The following is an 18,451-nucleotide window of genomic DNA, read 5'->3' on the forward strand; positions in this document are numbered from 1 at the left end:
GTCGGTCGCGCCTCAGCCGCGCTCGACCGTGAGCACGCGGAAACCCTTCGACGAGCCCGTGCGCACGACCTCGAAGTCGTCGCCGAGCATCCCGGCGATCCACTTCTGCAGGGAATCGGCGCCGAGGTTCTTCGACACGACCAGGTCCGCGCGGCCGCCCGGGGCCAGGCGCGGCAGCCACATCTCCAACAGTTCGTGCAGCGCTTCCTTGCCGATGCGGATCGGCGGGTTCGACCGGATCGCGGCGAACTGCACCTCGTCGGGAACATCAGCGGCGGTGACCGTGCGAATCGATTCGAGACCCAGCCTGCGCGCATTCGCCGCCGTGGTCTCCAATGAGCGGGAGTTGACGTCGAGTGCCCACACCCGCACATCCACCTCGGCGTCCTGGGCATCCAGGGCCGTGTGCAGGGCGATCGGCCCCCACCCACAGCCGAGGTCGAGGATATCGCCGGCCGGCGGCTGCGGCAGATGACGCAGGAGCACAGCGGTGCCGAGGTCGAGGCGAGTGGGCGAGAACGTGCCTGATACGGTTTCGACGGTGACGGCGCGGCCGGCCAACTCGAGGTTCAATTCCCGCGACTTGGCCTCGCTGCTCGGCGATTCGGTGAAATAGTGCTCTGACACCGTTTCAGTGTAGACGGCTGTGGGATAATTGACGGACACCACCGTCGGTGCGCATCGCCGCGACCGGTGCGAAGCATGACGACGTCCGCACGAGAAGTCCCGTGCGGACGGCAGAGAACAAAGGAATGAATGACGTCTGAAGACAAAGAGCGTCGCAAAGCGATGCTCGACCGTGTGCTCTCCCGAGGTGCCCAAGCCCTCGATGATCACGACACCACCCCCGAGGACGACCAGTTCGACCTCGCCGAGCGTGCCGCCCTCACCCGGGTGGCCGGACTCTCCACCGAACTCGAAGACATCACCGAGGTCGAATACCGTCAGGTCCGCCTCGAACGCGTCGTCCTCGCGGGCATCTGGAACACCACCCAGGCCGAAGCCGAGAACTCGATCCGAGAACTCGCGGCGCTGGCCGAAACCGCCGGCTCCGAGGTCCTCGACGCGCTCATCCAACGCCGCGACAAGCCGGATCCGGGCACCTACCTCGGCAAAGGCAAGGCCGCCGAGCTCGCCGAGGTCGTCGCCTCCGTCGGCGCCGACACCGTGATCATCGACTCCGAACTCGCTCCCAGCCAGAGGCGCGGACTCGAGGACGTCATCAAGGTCAAGGTCGTCGACCGCGTCGCGCTCATCCTCGACATCTTCGCCCAGCACGCGAAATCCCGCGAAGGCAAGGCCCAGGTCGAACTCGCCCAACTCGAATACCTCCTGCCGCGTCTGCGCGGTTGGGGTGAGTCACTGTCCCGCCAGGCCGGTGGCCGGGTCGCCGGCGGTGCCGGGATCGGCTCCCGCGGGCCTGGTGAGACGAAGATCGAGCTCGACCGCCGCCGCATCCGCGCCCGGATGTCGAAGCTGCGCCGCGAGATCAACGCCATGGCACCGTCGCGGGAGACGAAGCGGAAGAACCGCGCCCGCCACCACGTGCCGTCCGTCGCGATCGTCGGGTACACGAACGCGGGCAAATCCTCCCTGCTCAACCTGCTCACCGACGCCGAGGTGATGGTGCAGAACGCCCTGTTCGCCACTCTCGACCCGACCGTCCGTCAGGCCAAGACCGCCGACGGCATCGTCTTCACCTACACGGATACCGTCGGTTTCGTCCGCAACCTGCCACACCAGCTCGTCGAAGCCTTCCGCTCGACCCTGGAGGAGGCCGCCGGTTCGGATCTGCTCCTCCACGTCGTCGACGCCTCCCACCCGGATCCGCACGGGCAGATCCAGGCCGTGCGCGACGTCCTGGGGGAGGTCGAGACCGGGGACATCCCCGAACTGCTCGTGTTCAACAAGGCCGATATCGCCGAGGAGGCCGTGATCACCGGGCTGCGCGCGGAGTATCCCGATGCGCAGTTCGTCTCCGCCGTGTCGAAGGAAGGCATCGATGACCTCATCGAGGCCATCGAGGACCGACTGCCGGTCCCGGACATCGACATGACCGTGCTCATTCCCTACGAACGCGGTGACCTCGTGTCGAAGATCTACGCCCTCGGCACGGTCGAACACGAATCGCACGGCGCAGAAGGCACCAGCCTGCAGGCGAAGGTGCCGACCGAACTCGTCGACGAACTGCGCGAATTCCAACGTCCGGACCTGGTCATCGACGAGTGAAGGCTGTCGACAACCTCCTCGAATCCGCTGTCGGCGCCATCGGCGGGTCGCCACGAGGAGGCCAGCAGGAGATGGCCCAGGCGGTCGCCTCGGCGGTGGACAAGGGAATCCACCTGCTCGTGCAGGCGGGAACCGGCACCGGCAAATCCCTGGCCTACCTCGTGCCGGCGGCCGAGTACGTCACTCGCACCGGCGGAAAGGTCGTCGTGTCCACGGCGACCCTGGCCCTGCAGACGCAGATCATCCACCGCGACCTGCCGCGACTGTTCAAGGCCGTGAAGAAGGACCTCGATCCGCTGCCCAGGGCGGCTCTGCTCAAGGGGCGGCGGAACTATGTATGCAAGCACAAGCTCGCCGGCGGGTATCCCGACGAAGGAGAGGGAATGCTCTTCGACCTCGGCGCCGACGCCGAGGCGGGACGCAAACCCACCGAACGCTCCGGGCTGGGCGAGGAGATCCAACGGATCCGCACCTGGGAGAAGACCACCGACACGGGCGACCGGGACGACCTCATGCCCGGTGTCAGTGATCGTGCCTGGTCACAGGTATCGGTGAACGCCTTCGACTGCCTCGGTTCGAACTGTCCGCTGTTCACCGAATGCTTCGCCGAGCTGGCGCGGAACAAGGCCGCCGAGGCCGATATCGTCGTGACGAACCATGCCCTGCTGGCCATCGACGCCTTCGGAGAATCGAACGTTCTGCCCGAACACGATGTCATCATCATCGACGAGGCCCACGAGCTCAAGGACCGGGTGACCAGCGCCCTGTCCGGTCAGATCAACACGAGCATGCTCTCGGCGGCGACGAGTTCGGTCCGGAAACACACCACCGTCCAAGACGGGGTCGTCTCCCTGCTCGATTCCGCTGCGGCAGCACTCGAACGCGCACAGAAATCGGTGCCCGAGGGGCTCATCCTGCATATGAGCGAGGCACTCGGACTGGCCATGGCGCAGATCCGTGATTCCGCACGCCAGATCATCAACGACATCGGCGGCAAGACCGAGGACGCCGATGCCGGTCGGCAGATGGCCAAGGCCCGCTGTCAGGAGATCTTCGAACTCGCCGAGCGCTTCTGCGACCCGGGCAAGAACGATGTCATCTGGCTCTCGCGCTCGACCTTCAGGGAGAAGGAGACGACGAACCTCGTCGTCGCTCCCCTGAGTGTTGCCGGCACCATGCGCAACGGCATCTTCGAAGAATCCACGGTCGTGGCCACCTCGGCGACCCTGTCCCTGGGCGGGAACTTCGACGCGGTCGCAGCTTCGTTGGGGCTCTTCGGCCCCGATGCCCCGAAGTGGGACAGCCTCGATGTCGGATCGCCCTTCGACTATGGGAAGCAGGGCATCCTCTACGTCGCCTCCCACCTGCCCAAGCCCGGACGCAGCGGGCTGAGCGAGGAGGCGCTGACGGAGCTCGAGGAACTCGTCGAGGCGTCGAACGGCGGAGCGCTGGGACTGTTCTCCTCCCGCGCTGCGGCGAACGCGGCGGCCGAACACCTGCGGAAGAAACTCGATCTCCCGATCCTGCTGCAAGGTGATGACGGACTGCCCGCGCTGGTCTCCCAGTTCACCGCCGATGATCAGACCTGCCTATTCGGGACCATGTCGCTGTGGCAGGGAGTCGACGTCCCGGGACGCACGAACCGCCTGGTCATCATCGACCGTCTGCCGTTCCCACGCCCCGACGATCCGCTCATGCAGGCTCGAGCACGCGATGCCGACCAGCGCGGAGTCAACGGGTTCATGGCCGTGTCGGCCACCCACGCTGCATTGCGTCTGGCTCAGGGAGCCGGCCGACTCATCCGTTCCACTGGTGACAGGGGGGTGGTCGCCGTGCTCGACTCGCGGCTGCGCTCGGCCCGGTACGCCGGTTTCCTGGTCAACTCGATGCCGAGGATGTGGCCGACGACGAACTCCGGTCTCGTGCGCAAGAGCCTGGCACGGCTGGCCGAGACCGACGAAGGATGACACAAAGGCCCGCGACCGAATCGGTCGCGGGCCTTTGCATTTCGGCAGCGGAGAGCCGACAGAGGGTCAGAGGCGGCGGACGACTGCGACGACGAGGCCCATGATCTGCGCGTAGGTGCCGTCGATGGGCTCGTAGTTCTCGTTCTGCGGCATCAGCCACTGCTGACCGGCCTTGCGCTTGAGCGTCTTCACCGTGGCCTCGCCGTCGAGCAGTGCTGCGACGATCTGACCGTTGTCAGCGGTGTGCTGCTTGCGCACGACCACCCAGTCGTCGTGGCAGATGGCGGCTTCGATCATCGAATCGCCGACGACCTTGAGCAGGAACATGTCACCGGAGCCGACCACCTGGGTCGGCAGCGAGAAGACATCGTCGACTTCCTGTTCGGCCAGGATCGGTCCACCGGCGGCGATGCGGCCGACGACCGGAACCTGGACCGTGTTGTTGGACAGCTCCTCGTACTTCGCGCGCTCGGCCTCTTCCTCTTCGAACGGATTGACCACTTCGATGGCACGCGGGCGCTTCGGGTCGCGACGGACATAGCCGAGGCGCTCGAGCTGGGAGAGCTGGTGGGCGACGCTCGAGAGGGAAGCCAGTCCTGCGGCCCTGCCGATCTCGCGCATGCTCGGCGGGTAGCCGTTGGTGACGACCGCGCGTTCGATGGTTTCGAGCACGAGACGCTGACGAGGAGTCAGGCGGAAATCGCCCTCACCGGTCGATCCCTCGGGGATCTGGACCACGTCGTCGTCATCGCTGCGAGCGGCAGCGATCTCGCTGGCAACATCTTCGTTGCGAGGCCTGCCTCTGCCTCGTTTGTTCTGAACCATTGCTCGTTCCCCTTCGTTCTATTCCCTGCCGCTGAACGCCGTGATCTCCGCTTCGGAGATTCTCGTGTCAGTGCCGACTGAGATGGTTCTGACAGATCAATCAACAACGCTGGTTCTCTCTCATTGTCGCATAGATGTTCGAGTCGGACTGGACATTTGTTCGATTGGCATGTTGAATAGAACAGACGTTCTACCGATTACTGGTGGAATCGTACGAATGAAAGAGGTAATGCGATGTCTGCACAGAACACCGAGCTGCGCCTGACCACTCGTGGACGCCAGGCTGTGCGCCTTCTCCGGACCCTGCTCGTCGCTCTCGTCGTCATCGGCGGAGCGCTCCTCCTCGCCACCCAGTCGTTCTCTGCCGCTGCTGTCGCCGAATCGGAGACGGAGAGCGTCGGCATCGATGCCGACGCCGTTGTCGTCGGTGAAGGCGAATCGCTGTGGACCGTGGCTTCGAATCTCGGCCTCGACCGCGACACCCGCGATGTCGTGGCTGATATCGCCGAGATCAATCACCTGGACACCCCGACCGTCCACCCCGGCCAGACCCTCGACGTCCCCGTCCGCTGAGGGCCGGCCGGATCCGGCCGCCTCGGCGAGTCTCGTGGCCCGACCCGCCGCCCGGGCGGCGTGGGCCTCTCGGTAGAATGATCGCCGTGGGAAACATCGAATCTCTGCCAGTGCGGTCCGACCTCGTCGGCCTCAAGCCCTACGGGGCTCCGCACCTCAATGTGCCGGTCCAGCTCAACGTCAACGAGAACGCCTATCCGCTTCCGGACGTCGTCGCCGACAGCATGCGCGCCGCCGTCGATGATCACTTCTCCGGACTCAACCGGTATCCCGACCGCGAATTCACCGCTCTGCGCGAACACCTCGTGACCTACCTGGACGGAGTGAACGAACGCGCCGGAGACACCGTCGAACTCGACCCCTCCATGATCTGGGCAGCCAATGGTTCGAACGAAGTGCTCAGCCATATCGTGCAGGCCTTCGGCGGGCCCGGGCGGACCGTCCTCGGGTTCACCCCCTCCTATTCGATGCACCCGCTCATCACCACGGGCACCGGAGCCGAATGGCAGCACGTCGAACGCAAGGACGACTTCACTCTCGATGCCGACACGGTCGCCGCCGAGGTGGCCCGTGCGAATCCGGACATCGTCTTCCTCTGCACTCCGAACAACCCGACCGGCACCTCGATCGGACTCGACGTCATCGAGGCCGCCTACGACAACTGTTCGGGAATCGTCATCGTCGACGAGGCATACGCGGAGTTCTCCCGCCCTGCCAAGTCCTCGGCGATGACTCTGCTGGACGGTCGGCCCCGCCTCGTCGTCTCCCGCACCATGAGCAAGGCCTTCGCCTGCGCCGGACTGCGGCTGGGCTACGCCATCGCCGCCCCCGAGCTCATCGACGTCCTCCGCCTCGTCCGCCTGCCCTACCACCTGTCCGAGGTCACCCAGGTCCTCGCCTGCACCGCACTCGAACACGCTGAGCTGCTGCTGGGCAACGTCGACCGGCTCATCGACTCACGCAACCGGATGGCAAGCCACCTCGCAGAGGCCGGGTTCACCGTCCACGACAGCGATTCGAACTTCCTCCTCTTCGGCAACATCTCCTCACCGGCCGATCTGTGGCAGAAGCTGCTCGATCGTGGAGTCCTCATCCGCGATATCGGCATCACCGGCCACGCCCGCGTCAACGCCGGCACCGAGGAGGAGACCGCAGCGTTCCTGACCGCCATCGACGAGATCCTCGCCGAATCCCCGGACACCCTCGGGGAACGTCCGCAGGCTCCAACCCAGTCAACCCCGTCATCCGCCGCCCCGACGAAAGGCACTCCATGAGGCAGGCCCAGAACTCGCGCACCACCTCCGAGTCCACGGTGTCCGTGGCCGTCAACCTTGACGGCACCGGCGCCTCGACCATCTCGACGAGCGTGCCGTTCTTCGACCATATGCTCACGGCCCTGTCGAAGCACTCGATGATCGACCTCGACATCACCGCCACCGGCGACACCCACATCGACGTCCACCACACCGTCGAAGACACCTCCATCGTGCTCGGCCAGACCCTGCGCGAAGCACTCGGCGACAAGGTCGGCATCCGCCGCTACGGATTCGCCGCCGTGCCGCTGGACGAAGCATTGGCGCAGTGTGTCGTCGACGTCTCCGGTCGTCCCTACTTCGTCCACGAAGGCGAACCCGAAGGCCAGCAGTACCACCTCATCGGCGGTCACTTCACCGGTTCGATGACCTCCCACTCGCTGGAATCCATCGCCTTCAACGGCGGACTCACCGTCCACCTCGACCTCATCCGCGGCCGCGATCCGCACCACATCGTCGAAGCCGAGTTCAAGGCCTTCGCCCGGGCGCTGCGCGAAGCCGTCGAGACCGATCCTCGAAGCAACTCCGTTCCCAGCACCAAGGGAGTCCTGTGAGCACGACCGTCATCGTGACCCCATTCGGGGTCGCCCAGCAGCTGGCCGCCGCCTGCGTGCTGTCGAACATCTCCGGCACCATCGTGCCGATCGGCGAATTCAGCGGAATCGTCCTCGCCGACACCGATGTCAAAGCCGGCAACGAGGCGGCCGCGGCGATCTCGAAGCTCGCCGGCAAACATGAGGTCCTCCTCCTCGTGCGCAGCGAAGAGCAGATCGACGCCGGCCACTACCGCCACGGCAGTCGCGAATCCGACGTGCCGGCCGGACTGGCGCTGAAGAACCTGCCCGATGTGCTCGAAGGGCTGCTGCTCGAGACCGTTGCCGCAGAAGACGTCGAAGGCAGTATCCCGACCTCATCGATGACGAAGCTGCAGGCCAGCGCCGCCACCATGAGCCCGGGCCGGGCCGCCATGGCACGCACGGCACTGCTGTGGATCATCGCCGCAGTCCTCGCCGGACTCGTCACCGCCTTCGGCATCGCCCTGGCCCTGGGCGGGAACACCATCGCCTGGGTCGTCGCCGCCCTCGGCGCCATCGTCCTCGGATTCTCCCTGTGGAGGATCTGGTCGGTGCTGAGCAAGGGCGCGAAGCGATGACGACGGTTGCCGTCCTCGACTACGGAGCCGGCAATGTCCGCTCCGCCGTGCGTGCTGTCGCCGCGGCCGGCGCCGAGGTCACGCTCACGGCCGACCACGATGTCATCAACGACTCCGACGGACTGCTGGTTCCCGGCGTCGGCGCCTTCTCCGCCGTGATGGCCGGACTGGAGAACGTCGGGGGAGTCGAACTCATCCGTGCCCGCCACGAACAGGGCCGACCGCTGCTCGGCATCTGCGTCGGTCTGCAGGTGTTCTTCGCCCGCGGTGAGGAACACCGAGTCAAGACCGAAGGCATCGGCCTGTGGCCCGGTGCCGTCACCGCGCTCGAGGCCCCGGTCATCCCGCATATGGGGTGGTCGAAGGTCACCGCGCCCGCAGACTCGGCCATGTTCGCCGGGATCAGCGACGAACGCTTCTATTTCGTCCATTCCTATGCCGCCGCCGAACCACCGCCGGGCACGATGGTGACGACCTCCCGCCACGGCAGCGAATTCGTCGCCGCCGTCGAAGACGGCACGACCTGGGCCGCGCAGTTCCACCCCGAGAAATCCGCCGAGGCGGGGGCCCGGCTGCTGCGCAACTGGCTCGCCTCGTTCGCGGCCGACAGCAGTCCGGGCAGCGACTCCGGCCGTACCGGCACCAACCCCACAGACGCACTCAGCTCCTGACCGAGCACACCGACTATGGTTGCCCGCAAACCCCGTGGCACCCTGGCAGAAAGGTCACAATGACAGACAGTTCGAACAAGCTGGTCCTCCTCCCCGCCGTCGACGTCGCCGACGGCAAGGCCGTCCGTCTCGTCCAGGGCGAAGCCGGAACCGAAACCGACTACGGTTCACCCATTGACGCCGCCCAGGACTTCGAGAACCGCGGAGCCGAATGGATCCACCTCGTCGACCTCGATGCCGCCTTCGGACGCGGATCGAACTCCGACCTGCTCAACCAGGTCGTCAAGGCAGTGGGGATCAAGGTCGAACTCTCCGGCGGAATCCGTGACACCGAAAGCCTCGAACGGGCACTCGACACCGGAGCCGAGCGCGTCAACATCGGCACCGCCGCCCTCGAGAACCCCGAATGGACCGCCGAGATGATCTCGCGCTTCGGCGACCAGGTCGCCATCGGCCTCGACGTGCGAGGGACCACCCTGGCCGCCCGCGGCTGGACGCAGGACGGCGGCGACCTCTACGAAGTCCTGGCCACCCTCGAATCCACCGGCTGCTGCCGCTACGTCGTCACCGATGTGCGCAAGGACGGCACCCTGCAGGGGCCCAACGTCGAACTGCTCAAGGACCTCGCACAGAAGACCGACTCTCCGATCGTGGCCTCCGGCGGAGTCTCCAGCCTCGATGACCTGCGTGCACTCCGTGAGCTCGTGCCCTTCGGCGTCGACTCGGCGATCGTGGGCAAGGCCCTCTACGCCGGCAAGTTCACTCTGGAAGAAGCCCTCGACGTCGCAGGACGGTGAGCCTGTGAACACGCACTCGCCCGATCCGGACGAACCTCGGTCCACCGCGTCTGCCGACCAGACAGGCGACGCCCCGACGGATTCCGCCGGACAGGCGTGGGCGGGCCGGGACCTCAAACCCAACCCGTTCTCCGGCGACTCCGGGCTGGCCGACCCGGCCCTGCTCGAAGCCATGACCCAGGTCGCTCAGGCACCCCTGGACCCGGCTGCGCACCAGCAGGTCGTCCGGGCCCTGTCCGGGGCCAGGCTCTACGCCCCGATCGTGCCGATGGTCGTCGACCAGGAGGTCGGAGAGAACGGTCTGATGGCCGACAACTCCTCGGAGATGGCGATGGTCCGCCTCCAGGCCGAGGACGGTCGCGAATGCACCCCGGGATTCTCCGGAATCCCACCGCTGACGGCGTGGCATTCGGACGCCCGGCCCGTGCCGATCGAATCCGAACGGCTCGTCCTCGGGGCGATCGAGGCCGAGTCCCAGCTCGTCGTGCTCGACCCCGGTGCCGATTCCTCGTTCCTGCTGCGCCGACCGGCCATGTTCGCGTTCGTGCAGTCCCAGCCCTGGACGCCGTCCTGGGCCGACGCCGAGGTGGCCCATCGTCTGCGTGCCATCGCCGAGCCCTTCCCCTGGCTGGCTCGGCTCGGTGTGAGCCCCGGCAGCAGCTCCGTCCACCTCGGCGGGCCGGAGCTCGGAATCACGCTCGGCGTCGAGTCCGAAGTGCCCCCGGAGGAGGTGCGCCGGTTCCAGGAGACCGTGGCCGGTGACGAAGAGCTCGTCGCGAAGATCGATTCTCTGGCCATCCGCCTCATCGAAGTCTGACTGTTTCGGGCGTGTCAGATCGGCACGGCCCTTATGCTTGTGACCCATGAGCGAAATCCGTGACCTCGGCCACTCGACCACCCCGGACGACACCTACCTCGACGAGATGGCTCGTCAGACCCAGGCTCGGGCCGCGCAGGCCGCCGAGTGGGTCTCCGACTTCACCGGAGCCCCGGACACGAGTCGCTCCGGCATCGCCGCGGGTCTGGACGCCGCGGAGGGCGACCTCACGGAACTGCTCCACACCATCCATGACTTAGCCGAGACCGCCTTCGAAGAGTTCGACTCGGTCGCCGCGATCGCCTCGGTGCTGGAAAGGCACGGGGTCGCCGTCGAGACGGGCCTCTTCGGGGTGAAGACGACTCTGCGGGCGACGACGGGATCCGGACACGGGCGCACGATCGCGATCCTCGCCGAATACGATGCCCTGCCGGAGATCGGGCACGCCTGCGGGCACAACATCATCGCCACCGCCGGAGTCGGCGCCTTCCTCGCCCTCCACGCCCTCTACGAGAAAGACCCCGAGGCCGTACCGGGCACCGTCGTGCTGCTGGGCACCCCGGCCGAGGAAGGCCACTCGGGCAAGGAGGTCATGGCCCGCGGCGGTGCCTTCGACGGCATCGACGCGGCCATCATGGTCCACGGGTACGGCTACGACTGCGCCGACCAGGTGTGGCTGGGCCGACGCCTCCTCAAGGTCACGTACTCGGGAGTCGCCGCCCACGCCTCGGCGCAGCCGTTCATGGGACGCAACGCCCTCGATGCGGCGAATCTCTTCTACCAGGGGCTCGGCCTGCTGCGGCAGCAGATGCCGCCGATCTCCCGCCTGCACGCGGTCATCACCGACGGCGGAACGAGGCCGTCGATCATCACTGAATCCGCCACTGTGCAGTGCTATGTCCGTTCGAAGTTCCCCGACACGCTCAAGGAGCTCTCCGGCCGGGTCGAGGACGCGGCGAAGGGCGCCGCGCTCATGACCGGCACCGGGGTCACCGTCGACTGGGACGAGCACCCGCCCTCGCTGCCCGTGCGCACGAACCAGGCACTGACCGCTCGTTGGGCCGAACACGAGCAGGCCCGGGGACGCCACCCGCTTCCCGCCGGCGTCCTCGACGAATCGATCGCAGCGTCCACGGATTTCGGCAACGTCTCCTATCGGATTCCCGGCATCCACCCGCTCATCAAGACCGCCGACGCCGAGGTAGCCCTGCACACCCGTGACTTCGCCGCAGCCGCGAAGACCCCCGCCGCGGAATCCGCGGCACTCGACGCGGCCTACGGGCTCGCGTGCACCGCCGTGGACTTCCTCGTCGACGATGCCCTCGCCGCCGAGGTGGCCGAGGAATTCGCCCGCGACGGGGGAGCCATCGACGTCGAGAACTTCTTCGACTGAGATCGTTCAGCCGCACCCAGACCCGCGCCATCGAAGAGAAGGACCGCTCATGTCGACGACGACAAATGGGAAGATCGGTTTCGGCCAGCGCACGCTGGACTGGATCGAACGCATCGGAAACAAGCTGCCCGAACCGTTCACGCTGTTCCTCGGGCTCTTCATCATCACCGGCCTCGTCTCCACGGCTATGGCCATGGCCGATGTCACCGTGGCCATCCCCGGCGGCGACGAGACCATCGCGATCAAGGGTCTGTTCACCGGTGAGGGCCTGTCCTGGCTGACCACGACGATGGGCGACAACTACATCGGGTTCCCGCCCCTGGCCACGGTGCTGCCGATCCTGCTCGCCGTCGGTGTGGCCGAGAAGTCGGGAATGCTCGCCGCGGCCGTGCGCATCGCCTTCGGCAAGAGCCCGAAATGGCTGCTGCCCTACGCCGTCGGCTTCGTCGGCGTGGTCGGTTCGATCATGGCCGACTCGGCCTTCGTCATCATCCCGCCGCTGGCAGCGCTCGTGTTCAAGGCGGCCGGACGGCACCCGATGGCCGGTCTCATCGGCGGGTTCGCCGCCACCGGTGCCGGCTATTCGACGTCGATCGTACCCACGAGCCTCGACGCACTGTTCGCCGGGATCACCACCTCGGTGATGGAGACCCTGCCGAACACCGACTACACCGCGGTCAACCCAGTGTCGAACTACTACTTCAACATCGCCTCGTCGATCGTGCTGGCCGTCATCGCCGGATTCATCATCGACCGCCTCATCGAACCGAACATGGTGCGCAAGGGAGTGCCACGCGAATACGCGAACGCCTCGGCGAGCGGGCTGGCCCGCGAATACCAGGCGCCCGAGAGCCCCTACGGGGATGCCTCGGCGAAATCGGGTGCCTCGACCGAGCCCTCGGGCGAGGGCGAGTCGACCGAGATCAATGCAGAACTCGAACCGGAGGAGAAGCGAGGACTCATCTGGTCGCTGGTCGCGGCACTGCTGCTGACCGCGGTGATCCTGGTCTCCGTGCTCGTCCCGAACTCCCCATGGCGAAACGACGACGGCGGATTCCTCCCGGAATCCCCGCTGCTGTCGTCGATCGTCTTCATCGTCTTCGCCTACTTCATGCTCATGGGCGTCGTCTACGGCTTCGTCGTTCGCACCGTGCGGTCGATGAATGACCTGGTGAGGATGATGAGTCAGTCGATCATCGACATGATGTCCTTCCTCATCCTCGCGTTCATCCTCGGTCAGTTCATCGCCCTGTTCAACTGGACGGGAATCGGTTCATGGATCGCCGTCGCCGGTGCTTCAGGGCTCGAGGCGATCGGACTGACCGGATTCGCCGCGGTCCTCGGCTTCATGCTCCTGGCCAGCCTGCTCAACCTGTTCATCATCTCCGGATCGTCGATGTGGACGCTCATGGCTGCCGTGTTCGTCCCGCTCTTCTCCCTGCTCGGCTACGAACCCGCGTTCATCCAGGCCGGGTTCCGCGTCGGTGACTCGGCCACCCAGGTCATCACCCCGCTCAATCCGTACATGATCGTCCTGCTCGGCCTCGTCCGCCGGTATGAGCCGAATGCGGGACTGGGCACGGTCATCTCTCGGATGTTCCCGTTCGTCGTCCCGTTCTGGCTGGCCTGGGCCGTGCTGCTGGGCATCTGGTTCCTCTTCGACCTGCCGCTGGGACCGGGCAACGGGATCCACCTATGAGGCGGAGCCCGTCGTGCCGTCGGCTCAGAGCATCTGCCGCACACCGTCACGCCAGTCCGTGGTGCCGACCTCGGCAGCGAGGTCTCCGGGGGCGATCACGCAGGGTTCATACCAGATCGGTGCCAGCTGGTTGAGCTCATAGAAGGAGCGTTCGAACGCACCGACGGCACGGGTCACCCACCGCGGCACCGAGACCGGACGCTTGTGCTTCCGCCCGAGAGCGTCCGAGGTGAAATCGGCGATCTCGGCCAGAGTCGGGTTCGAGGCAGGAGCGATCCGCAGCTGGTGCGTCCCCGCGGGGACGTCCTCCAGGTCCTCGGCGGCGCGGATCATGGCGGCCGCGTGGTCGGCGATGACGGTGATGCCATGAGGGGCGTCCGTGCGTGCCGGCACCATGGCTCGGCGGCCCTGGGAGATCGGTTCGGTGATGCACATCCGCACGACCGATGACCACTTCTCTGCAGTCCTGCCGAGCAGATCACCGGCGATGACGCTGGCGCACGTCGCCGAATGAGCGACACGGGATTCGAGGAGCTGCTGCCGGATCCGACCTTTATCCTCGACCGGAGCGAACGGGGAGTCTTGGGCGATCGGTGAGCTGAGGCCGGCGAAGGCATAGACCGATTCGGGGAAGACCACGGGAATGCCGACCTCGGCCGCGGTGTCGAGGATCGCTTCGTCCATCGGCGGAAGAATCTTCTCCCATTTCCGGCTGTCATAAGGGGCGTGAGCGCAGGCGAAGATCGCATCGACTCCTACCGCGGCTTCGGCCAACTGCGCCCGATTGCTGGCGTCGGTTCTGATGTGGGTTGGTGCCGACGCATGCCCGGCTGCTGGCGTATCCCCACCGCCGGAGCGGGTGGCAATGCGCACGGCTGTTCCGGACGCGATGAGCTGAGCCGCGATCTCCGAGCCGATCTGACCATTGCCGATGACGAGAGCTGTTTTCATGACGAATTCTTTCCGATGCCTCCGAGTAATGAGCGAGAGCAGTGCTCTCTCGAATCAGCGTAGGCTTCACGCGTCGACAATTCAAGAGCAACGCTCACTATTGTCATCCATGCTCTCGGATCGTAAGGTGGAGTCATGACTGAGACTCCGCGACAGCGTGCCCGCATCGAGACCGAAGCGCAGATCACAGCTATCGGCAATCGCATGATCGACGAGTCGGGAGTCGACGGGCTGTCGTTGCGGGCGATCGCACGTGAGCTCGGCGTCGTCTCCAGCGCGGTGTATCGGTATGTGAAGAGCCGCGACGAACTGCTGACTATCCTCATTCGAGACGCCTTTATTCAGATCGCGGATGCCGTCGACGACGCATTGGCGGGAGAGCGGGGAGTCGGAACCCTGGCGGTGACGATGCTCGCGTGGTCACGGAGGTATCCGAACCGTTGGGCCCTCATCTACGGCACTCCGATCGCCGGCTATGAGGCTCCACGTGAGAAGACCGTGGTGCCGGGAACGCGGATCATGGTCACGCTCGCGGCTCTGGTGGCAGAGTCAACGACCAGCGCCGAAGCGGCTGCCCGGAATTCTGCGACATCCGGCGGGCCTCAGGCGCAACGTCGACCGGGCGACGGGGAACGGCGAGGCCCGGAGGCGGCGCTGCAGCCGCTGCGGGAGGGGCTCGAAGAACTCGGCCTCGATTACGACGACAACATCATCATGGAGACGATCACGATCTGGGTCGCGGTCATCGGCCTGATCAGCGGACTCCGGTTCGGTCAGTTCGGACCAGGGTTCGACCACGTCGAGGACGAGCTGATGTCCGGAGTGGTCGGTCGCCTCGGCGCGTGACTCGGTGAGCATCTGGGTGGAAGGGCCCGGCCGCCTCGGCGAATGGGGACATGACAGCGGCCCCCGATCGATGATCGAGGGCCGCGGTCTGATTGGTCGGCGGGAGTGTCAGCGGACGGGACCGGTGAACTTCTCTCCGGGGCCTTCGCCCGGGGCGTCGGGGTATTCCGAAGCCTCGCGGAAGGCCAGCTGCAGGCTGCGCAGTCCATCGCGCAGCGGGCGGGCGTGGTGGTCACCGATCACGGTGGCGGCGCCGGTGACGAAACCGGCCAGAGCGGTGATGAGCTTGCGGGCCTCATCGAGGTCCTGGAGGTCGGCGCCGCGGCCTTCGGCGGAGTCCTCGGCCAGGCCGCACTTGACGGCGGCGGCGGACATGAGGTGGACGGCGCTGGAGGTGATGACCTCGACAGCGGGGACCTCGGCGATGTCGCGCGTAACGTCGGCCATCGCCTCGGTGGGAACGGATTCTTCAGAACTCATGCCATAAGCTTGACATATAAATCAATGCGGCGATCACACCAGGGCCCCGATGTGCGAAGAGTCATGAAGCGTAGTACACTGGTAGCTGGTGCGAAGCGGAGTCTGTCTCCCACCTTGATCGCGAGGAGCGATCGGGTCCGAAGATCTGTCCGTCAGATTGTGTCTGAGCGGGTGCAGATCGAGGTGTATTCACTGAACGTACGTCTACCGTACTGCTCGTGTGTGCAGGCTCCCTTGGCATGTGTCAACGGGAGCCTTTTTCGTTGCCACGACCACATTTGAGCAAAAAGGAGTGAACACATCAGCGAGACGCGCATCAATGACCGGATTCGGGTTCCCGAGGTCCGGTTGGTCGGACCCAATGGTGAACAGGTCGGTATCGTTGCCATTCGCAAGGCACTCGATCTCGCCGGTGAGGCAGGTCTCGACCTCGTCGAGGTGGCCCCACAGGCGAAGCCACCCGTAGCCAAGCTCATGGACTACGGAAAATTCAAATACGAATCTGCCCAGAAGGCCAGAGAAGCCCGGAAGAACCAGGCGAACACTGCGCTGAAGGAGATCCGCTTCCGTCTCAAGATCGACGAACACGATTACGAGACGAAGAAGGGCCACGTCACCCGCTTCCTCGAAGGCGGCGACAAGGTCAAGGTCATGATCATGTTCCGCGGACGTGAGCAGTCCCGCCCCGAGATGGGCATCAAGCTGCTCAACCGCTTGGCCGAAGATGTGTCGGACCTCGGCACCGTCGAATCCTCCCCGCGAGTCGACGGACGCAACATGGTGATGGTCATCGCCCCGCACAAGTCAAAGTCTGACGCCAAGGCGGAGGCCCGGAAGGCATCAGCAGGTGCCAAGGGCAAGTCCGCTGAGGTGAAGTCCCGTCGCGATCGGGTCGCTGCAGAGAAGAACGCAGCTCACCCGGACGCGTGAGAAATTAAGTAACGTCGCGTTCCAGGTCCATCCTGGTCTGTGCGTGTGAAGTAGTTGCAGGCGGTTGACGTCGGCAACGAATTGCAAAGGAGAACGGCACAATGCCGAAGCAGAAGACGAACAGCAGCGCCAAGAAGCGCATGCGCGTGACTGGCAGTGGCAAGATCATGCGTGAAGGCGTGAACAACCAGCACAAGTTCGAGGGCAAGACCTCGGCTCGTAAGCGCCGCGTGTCCACCGACCAGGAAATCGTCGGCGGCGACCGCGCCAAGGCCCGCAAGCTTCTGGGCAAGCTCAAGGGCAGGTGAGACCCCTTTTCGGGTCTTTCTTCCCGGACAGACTCCGGGAGCTCCCACGGGCAGCCGGCAACGGCTCCCACAGCTTGAACCAGAGTCCGGCACCGCCGGCAGATACGAACTTTTCAAAGGAGTAACACGTGGCACGTGTGAAGAGAGCGGTCAACGCTCACAAGAAGCGCCGGGTCATCCTCGACCGGGCAAGCGGCTACCGCGGACAGCGCTCGCGCCTGTACCGCAAGGCCAAAGAGCAGGTCATCCACTCGCTGGTCTACAGCTACCGTGACCGTCGCAAGCGCAAGGGCGACTTCCGTCGTCTGTGGATCCAGCGCATCAACGCCGGTGCTCGCGCCAACGGCATGACCTACAACCGTTTCATCCAGGGCCTCAAGGCCGCTGGAGTCGAGGTCGACCGTCGTATGCTCGCCGAGCTCGCCGTGAACGACTCGGCTACCTTCGCGCACCTGGTCAAGGTCGCCAAGGACGCTCTTCCTGCTGACGTCAACGCAGCGAAGACCGACGCCGCCTGAGCAGCGTCATCTCAAGACTTCGGTCACAGCTGTGACTGACGACGGCCCCGAACTTCAGGTTCGGGGCCGTCGGTCTTTTTGCCAGGACTCACCTGGCCCCTATTTCGGCTTCTGCCTCTTCAGTACCCAACGGATCGAGAACACGGTTTCATGAAACTCCCTGACGTCATCTCCTCGCCTCAGTCGAAGCGGATAAAGAACGCCGCGAAGCTGCTCAAACGGCGTGACCGGAAGGCCACGGGGCAGTTCCTCGTCGAAGGTCCGCAGGCCGTCCGTGAGGCACTGGCGCGCAAGGGCTCCGTCGTCGAGCTTTTCATCACCGAGGAGGCCGCAGAGGAGAATCCTTCGTTCGTTTCCACGGCCAAGCACGGCCGCATGCAGTGCAGCATCGTCACCGCCGAGGTGCTCACGGAGCTCGCATCGACGGTGAACTCTCAGGGTGTCGTGGCTGTGTGCAAGGCCCTCGATGTGGATCTGACTTCGGTGCTCGACAAGGAGGCGCAGCTCATCGTCGTCCTGTCGCAGGTGCGAGATCCGGGCAATGCCGGCACGATCATCCGTCTCGCCGATGCTGCCGGGGCTGATGCCGTGGTGCTGACGTCGTCCTCGGTGGATGTCTACAACGACAAGGTCGTGCGGTCGACTGCCGGCTCGCTGTTCCACATTCCGGTCGTCACCGGAGTCGGACTGTCCGAGGTGACAGAGCTGGCCCGCGCCCGTGGCCTGCAGGTGCTTGCCGCGGATGGGAACGACGAGGCACACGATCTTCACCATCCCTGGGACACGGGGCTGGATCTGACCGCACGGACCGCGTGGGTCTTCGGCAATGAGGCGTGGGGGATGAGCGCCGATGATCTGGAGCTGTGCGACTCGTCTGTCGCTGTCCCGATCTACGGTTCGGCCGAGAGCCTCAACCTCGGTACTGCTGCCGGTGTGTGTATTTATGAGAGTGCGCGTAACCAGCGGATGTGAGGATGAGGA

20 protein-coding genes are annotated in these 18,451 nt (G+C 65.5%); 16 read left to right on the plus strand and 4 right to left on the minus strand.

Going from position 1 to position 18,451, the window contains the following annotated elements:
• Positions 1–12: 12 nt before the first annotated feature.
• Positions 13–627, minus strand: a complete 615-nt coding sequence (locus tag FHG09_RS14160) for a class I SAM-dependent methyltransferase (protein WP_152348282.1) — start codon at positions 625–627, stop codon at positions 13–15.
• Positions 628–756: 129 nt separating this feature from the next.
• On the opposite strand from FHG09_RS14160, the gene hflX reads away from it, so the two are divergent.
• A complete protein-coding gene (gene hflX, locus FHG09_RS14165) occupies positions 757–2,229 on the plus strand; it encodes a GTPase HflX (protein ID WP_152348283.1) in 1,473 nt (490 codons plus the stop codon).
• Complete coding sequence (locus FHG09_RS14170; RefSeq protein WP_152348284.1) at positions 2,226–4,196, plus strand: ATP-dependent DNA helicase; 1,971 nt, start codon at positions 2,226–2,228, stop codon at positions 4,194–4,196. The genes hflX and FHG09_RS14170 overlap by 4 nt, the downstream gene beginning before the upstream one ends.
• Before the next feature lie 66 nt (positions 4,197–4,262).
• Here FHG09_RS14170 and lexA read toward each other — a convergent pair whose 3' ends face one another.
• Positions 4,263–5,021: a transcriptional repressor LexA gene (gene lexA, locus FHG09_RS14175; RefSeq protein WP_152348285.1), complete on the minus strand. Its 759-nt coding sequence runs from the start codon at positions 5,019–5,021 to the stop codon at positions 4,263–4,265.
• A gap of 234 nt (positions 5,022–5,255) precedes the next feature.
• Here lexA and FHG09_RS14180 point away from each other — a divergent pair, with 234 nt between their 5' ends.
• The 9 genes from FHG09_RS14180 (at position 5,256) to FHG09_RS14220 (ending at position 13,437) form a co-directional block, all read left to right on the plus strand.
• The gene (locus FHG09_RS14180) at positions 5,256–5,594 is read left to right on the plus strand and encodes a LysM peptidoglycan-binding domain-containing protein (RefSeq protein WP_152348286.1); all 339 of its coding nucleotides are present in this window, start codon (positions 5,256–5,258) and stop codon (positions 5,592–5,594) included.
• 86 nt (positions 5,595–5,680) lie between these two features.
• A complete protein-coding gene (locus FHG09_RS14185; protein ID WP_227492778.1) occupies positions 5,681–6,868 on the plus strand; it encodes a histidinol-phosphate transaminase in 1,188 nt (395 codons plus the stop codon).
• Complete coding sequence (gene hisB / locus FHG09_RS14190) at positions 6,865–7,461, plus strand: imidazoleglycerol-phosphate dehydratase HisB (protein WP_152348288.1); 597 nt, start codon at positions 6,865–6,867, stop codon at positions 7,459–7,461. The genes FHG09_RS14185 and hisB overlap by 4 nt, the downstream gene beginning before the upstream one ends.
• Positions 7,458–8,060 carry a hypothetical protein gene (locus FHG09_RS14195; RefSeq protein WP_152348289.1) on the plus strand — a complete coding sequence of 201 codons (603 nt, stop codon included), beginning with the start codon at positions 7,458–7,460 and terminating at the stop codon, positions 8,058–8,060. Before hisB ends, FHG09_RS14195 begins: the two co-directional genes overlap by 4 nt.
• Positions 8,057–8,731: an imidazole glycerol phosphate synthase subunit HisH gene (gene hisH, locus FHG09_RS14200; protein ID WP_152348290.1), complete on the plus strand. Its 675-nt coding sequence runs from the start codon at positions 8,057–8,059 to the stop codon at positions 8,729–8,731. The genes FHG09_RS14195 and hisH overlap by 4 nt, the downstream gene beginning before the upstream one ends.
• 59 nt (positions 8,732–8,790) lie before the next feature.
• On the plus strand, positions 8,791–9,528 hold the full coding sequence (gene priA, locus FHG09_RS14205; protein WP_152348291.1) for a bifunctional 1-(5-phosphoribosyl)-5-((5-phosphoribosylamino)methylideneamino)imidazole-4-carboxamide isomerase/phosphoribosylanthranilate isomerase PriA: 738 nt from the start codon (positions 8,791–8,793) through the stop codon (positions 9,526–9,528).
• 4 nt (positions 9,529–9,532) lie between these two features.
• Positions 9,533–10,345 (plus strand): SseB family protein, encoded by an 813-nt coding sequence (locus FHG09_RS14210; RefSeq protein ID WP_227492779.1) that lies wholly within the window; start codon positions 9,533–9,535, stop codon positions 10,343–10,345.
• A gap of 46 nt (positions 10,346–10,391) precedes the next feature.
• Positions 10,392–11,738 (plus strand): amidohydrolase, encoded by a 1,347-nt coding sequence (locus FHG09_RS14215; protein ID WP_152348293.1) that lies wholly within the window; start codon positions 10,392–10,394, stop codon positions 11,736–11,738.
• 49 nt (positions 11,739–11,787) lie between these two features.
• Positions 11,788–13,437 carry an AbgT family transporter gene (locus tag FHG09_RS14220; RefSeq protein WP_152348294.1) on the plus strand — a complete coding sequence of 550 codons (1,650 nt, stop codon included), beginning with the start codon at positions 11,788–11,790 and terminating at the stop codon, positions 13,435–13,437.
• Positions 13,438–13,461: 24 nt separating this feature from the next.
• Here the strand turns inward: FHG09_RS14220 and FHG09_RS14225 are convergent, their stop codons facing one another.
• Positions 13,462–14,388: an NAD(P)H-binding protein gene (locus tag FHG09_RS14225; protein ID WP_152348295.1), complete on the minus strand. Its 927-nt coding sequence runs from the start codon at positions 14,386–14,388 to the stop codon at positions 13,462–13,464.
• A gap of 135 nt (positions 14,389–14,523) precedes the next feature.
• Between FHG09_RS14225 and FHG09_RS14230 the strand changes: the two genes are divergently transcribed.
• Entirely contained in the window at positions 14,524–15,234 is a 711-nt protein-coding gene (locus FHG09_RS14230) for a TetR/AcrR family transcriptional regulator (protein ID WP_152348296.1), read from the plus strand.
• 108 nt (positions 15,235–15,342) lie between these two features.
• On the opposite strand, the gene FHG09_RS14235 is transcribed toward FHG09_RS14230, so the two are convergent.
• Positions 15,343–15,714: a DUF1844 domain-containing protein gene (locus FHG09_RS14235; RefSeq protein ID WP_152348297.1), complete on the minus strand. Its 372-nt coding sequence runs from the start codon at positions 15,712–15,714 to the stop codon at positions 15,343–15,345.
• A 348-nt stretch (positions 15,715–16,062) separates the two neighbouring features.
• On the opposite strand from FHG09_RS14235, the gene infC reads away from it, so the two are divergent.
• The 4 genes from infC (at position 16,063) to FHG09_RS14255 (ending at position 18,442) form a co-directional block, all read left to right on the plus strand.
• Positions 16,063–16,644, plus strand: a complete 582-nt coding sequence (gene infC / locus FHG09_RS14240; protein WP_413773151.1) for a translation initiation factor IF-3 — start codon at positions 16,063–16,065, stop codon at positions 16,642–16,644.
• A gap of 101 nt (positions 16,645–16,745) precedes the next feature.
• Positions 16,746–16,952, plus strand: a complete 207-nt coding sequence (gene rpmI / locus FHG09_RS14245; RefSeq protein WP_025779785.1) for a 50S ribosomal protein L35 — start codon at positions 16,746–16,748, stop codon at positions 16,950–16,952.
• A gap of 128 nt (positions 16,953–17,080) precedes the next feature.
• Positions 17,081–17,470: a 50S ribosomal protein L20 gene (rplT, locus tag FHG09_RS14250; protein ID WP_025779787.1), complete on the plus strand. Its 390-nt coding sequence runs from the start codon at positions 17,081–17,083 to the stop codon at positions 17,468–17,470.
• Positions 17,471–17,620: 150 nt separating this feature from the next.
• A complete protein-coding gene (locus FHG09_RS14255; protein WP_152348299.1) occupies positions 17,621–18,442 on the plus strand; it encodes a TrmH family RNA methyltransferase in 822 nt (273 codons plus the stop codon).
• The last annotated feature ends 9 nt before the right edge of the window (positions 18,443–18,451 follow it).

This window comes from Brevibacterium sp. CFH 10365 (assembly GCF_009299785.1).
In the GTDB taxonomy this organism is placed as follows: Bacteria; Actinomycetota; Actinomycetes; order Actinomycetales; family Brevibacteriaceae; genus Brevibacterium; species Brevibacterium limosum.

Excerpts from the sequence above, each read along its gene's own strand:
- hflX (WP_152348283.1), top strand. The coding sequence starts at position 757 with ATGACGTCTGAAGACAAAGAGCGTCGCAAAGCGATGCTCGACCGTGTG.
- lexA (WP_152348285.1), bottom strand. The coding sequence starts at position 5,021 with ATGGTTCAGAACAAACGAGGCAGAGGCAGGCCTCGCAACGAAGATGTT.
- FHG09_RS14180 (WP_152348286.1), top strand. The coding sequence starts at position 5,256 with ATGTCTGCACAGAACACCGAGCTGCGCCTGACCACTCGTGGACGCCAG.
- hisB (WP_152348288.1), top strand. The coding sequence starts at position 6,865 with ATGAGGCAGGCCCAGAACTCGCGCACCACCTCCGAGTCCACGGTGTCC.
- hisH (WP_152348290.1), top strand. The coding sequence starts at position 8,057 with ATGACGACGGTTGCCGTCCTCGACTACGGAGCCGGCAATGTCCGCTCC.
- priA (WP_152348291.1), top strand. The coding sequence starts at position 8,791 with ATGACAGACAGTTCGAACAAGCTGGTCCTCCTCCCCGCCGTCGACGTC.
- FHG09_RS14215 (WP_152348293.1), top strand. The coding sequence starts at position 10,392 with ATGAGCGAAATCCGTGACCTCGGCCACTCGACCACCCCGGACGACACC.
- FHG09_RS14220 (WP_152348294.1), top strand. The coding sequence starts at position 11,788 with ATGTCGACGACGACAAATGGGAAGATCGGTTTCGGCCAGCGCACGCTG.
- FHG09_RS14225 (WP_152348295.1), bottom strand. The coding sequence starts at position 14,388 with ATGAAAACAGCTCTCGTCATCGGCAATGGTCAGATCGGCTCGGAGATC.
- FHG09_RS14230 (WP_152348296.1), top strand. The coding sequence starts at position 14,524 with ATGACTGAGACTCCGCGACAGCGTGCCCGCATCGAGACCGAAGCGCAG.
- FHG09_RS14235 (WP_152348297.1), bottom strand. The coding sequence starts at position 15,714 with ATGAGTTCTGAAGAATCCGTTCCCACCGAGGCGATGGCCGACGTTACG.
- rpmI (WP_025779785.1), top strand. The coding sequence starts at position 16,746 with ATGCCGAAGCAGAAGACGAACAGCAGCGCCAAGAAGCGCATGCGCGTG.
- FHG09_RS14255 (WP_152348299.1), top strand. The coding sequence starts at position 17,621 with ATGAAACTCCCTGACGTCATCTCCTCGCCTCAGTCGAAGCGGATAAAG.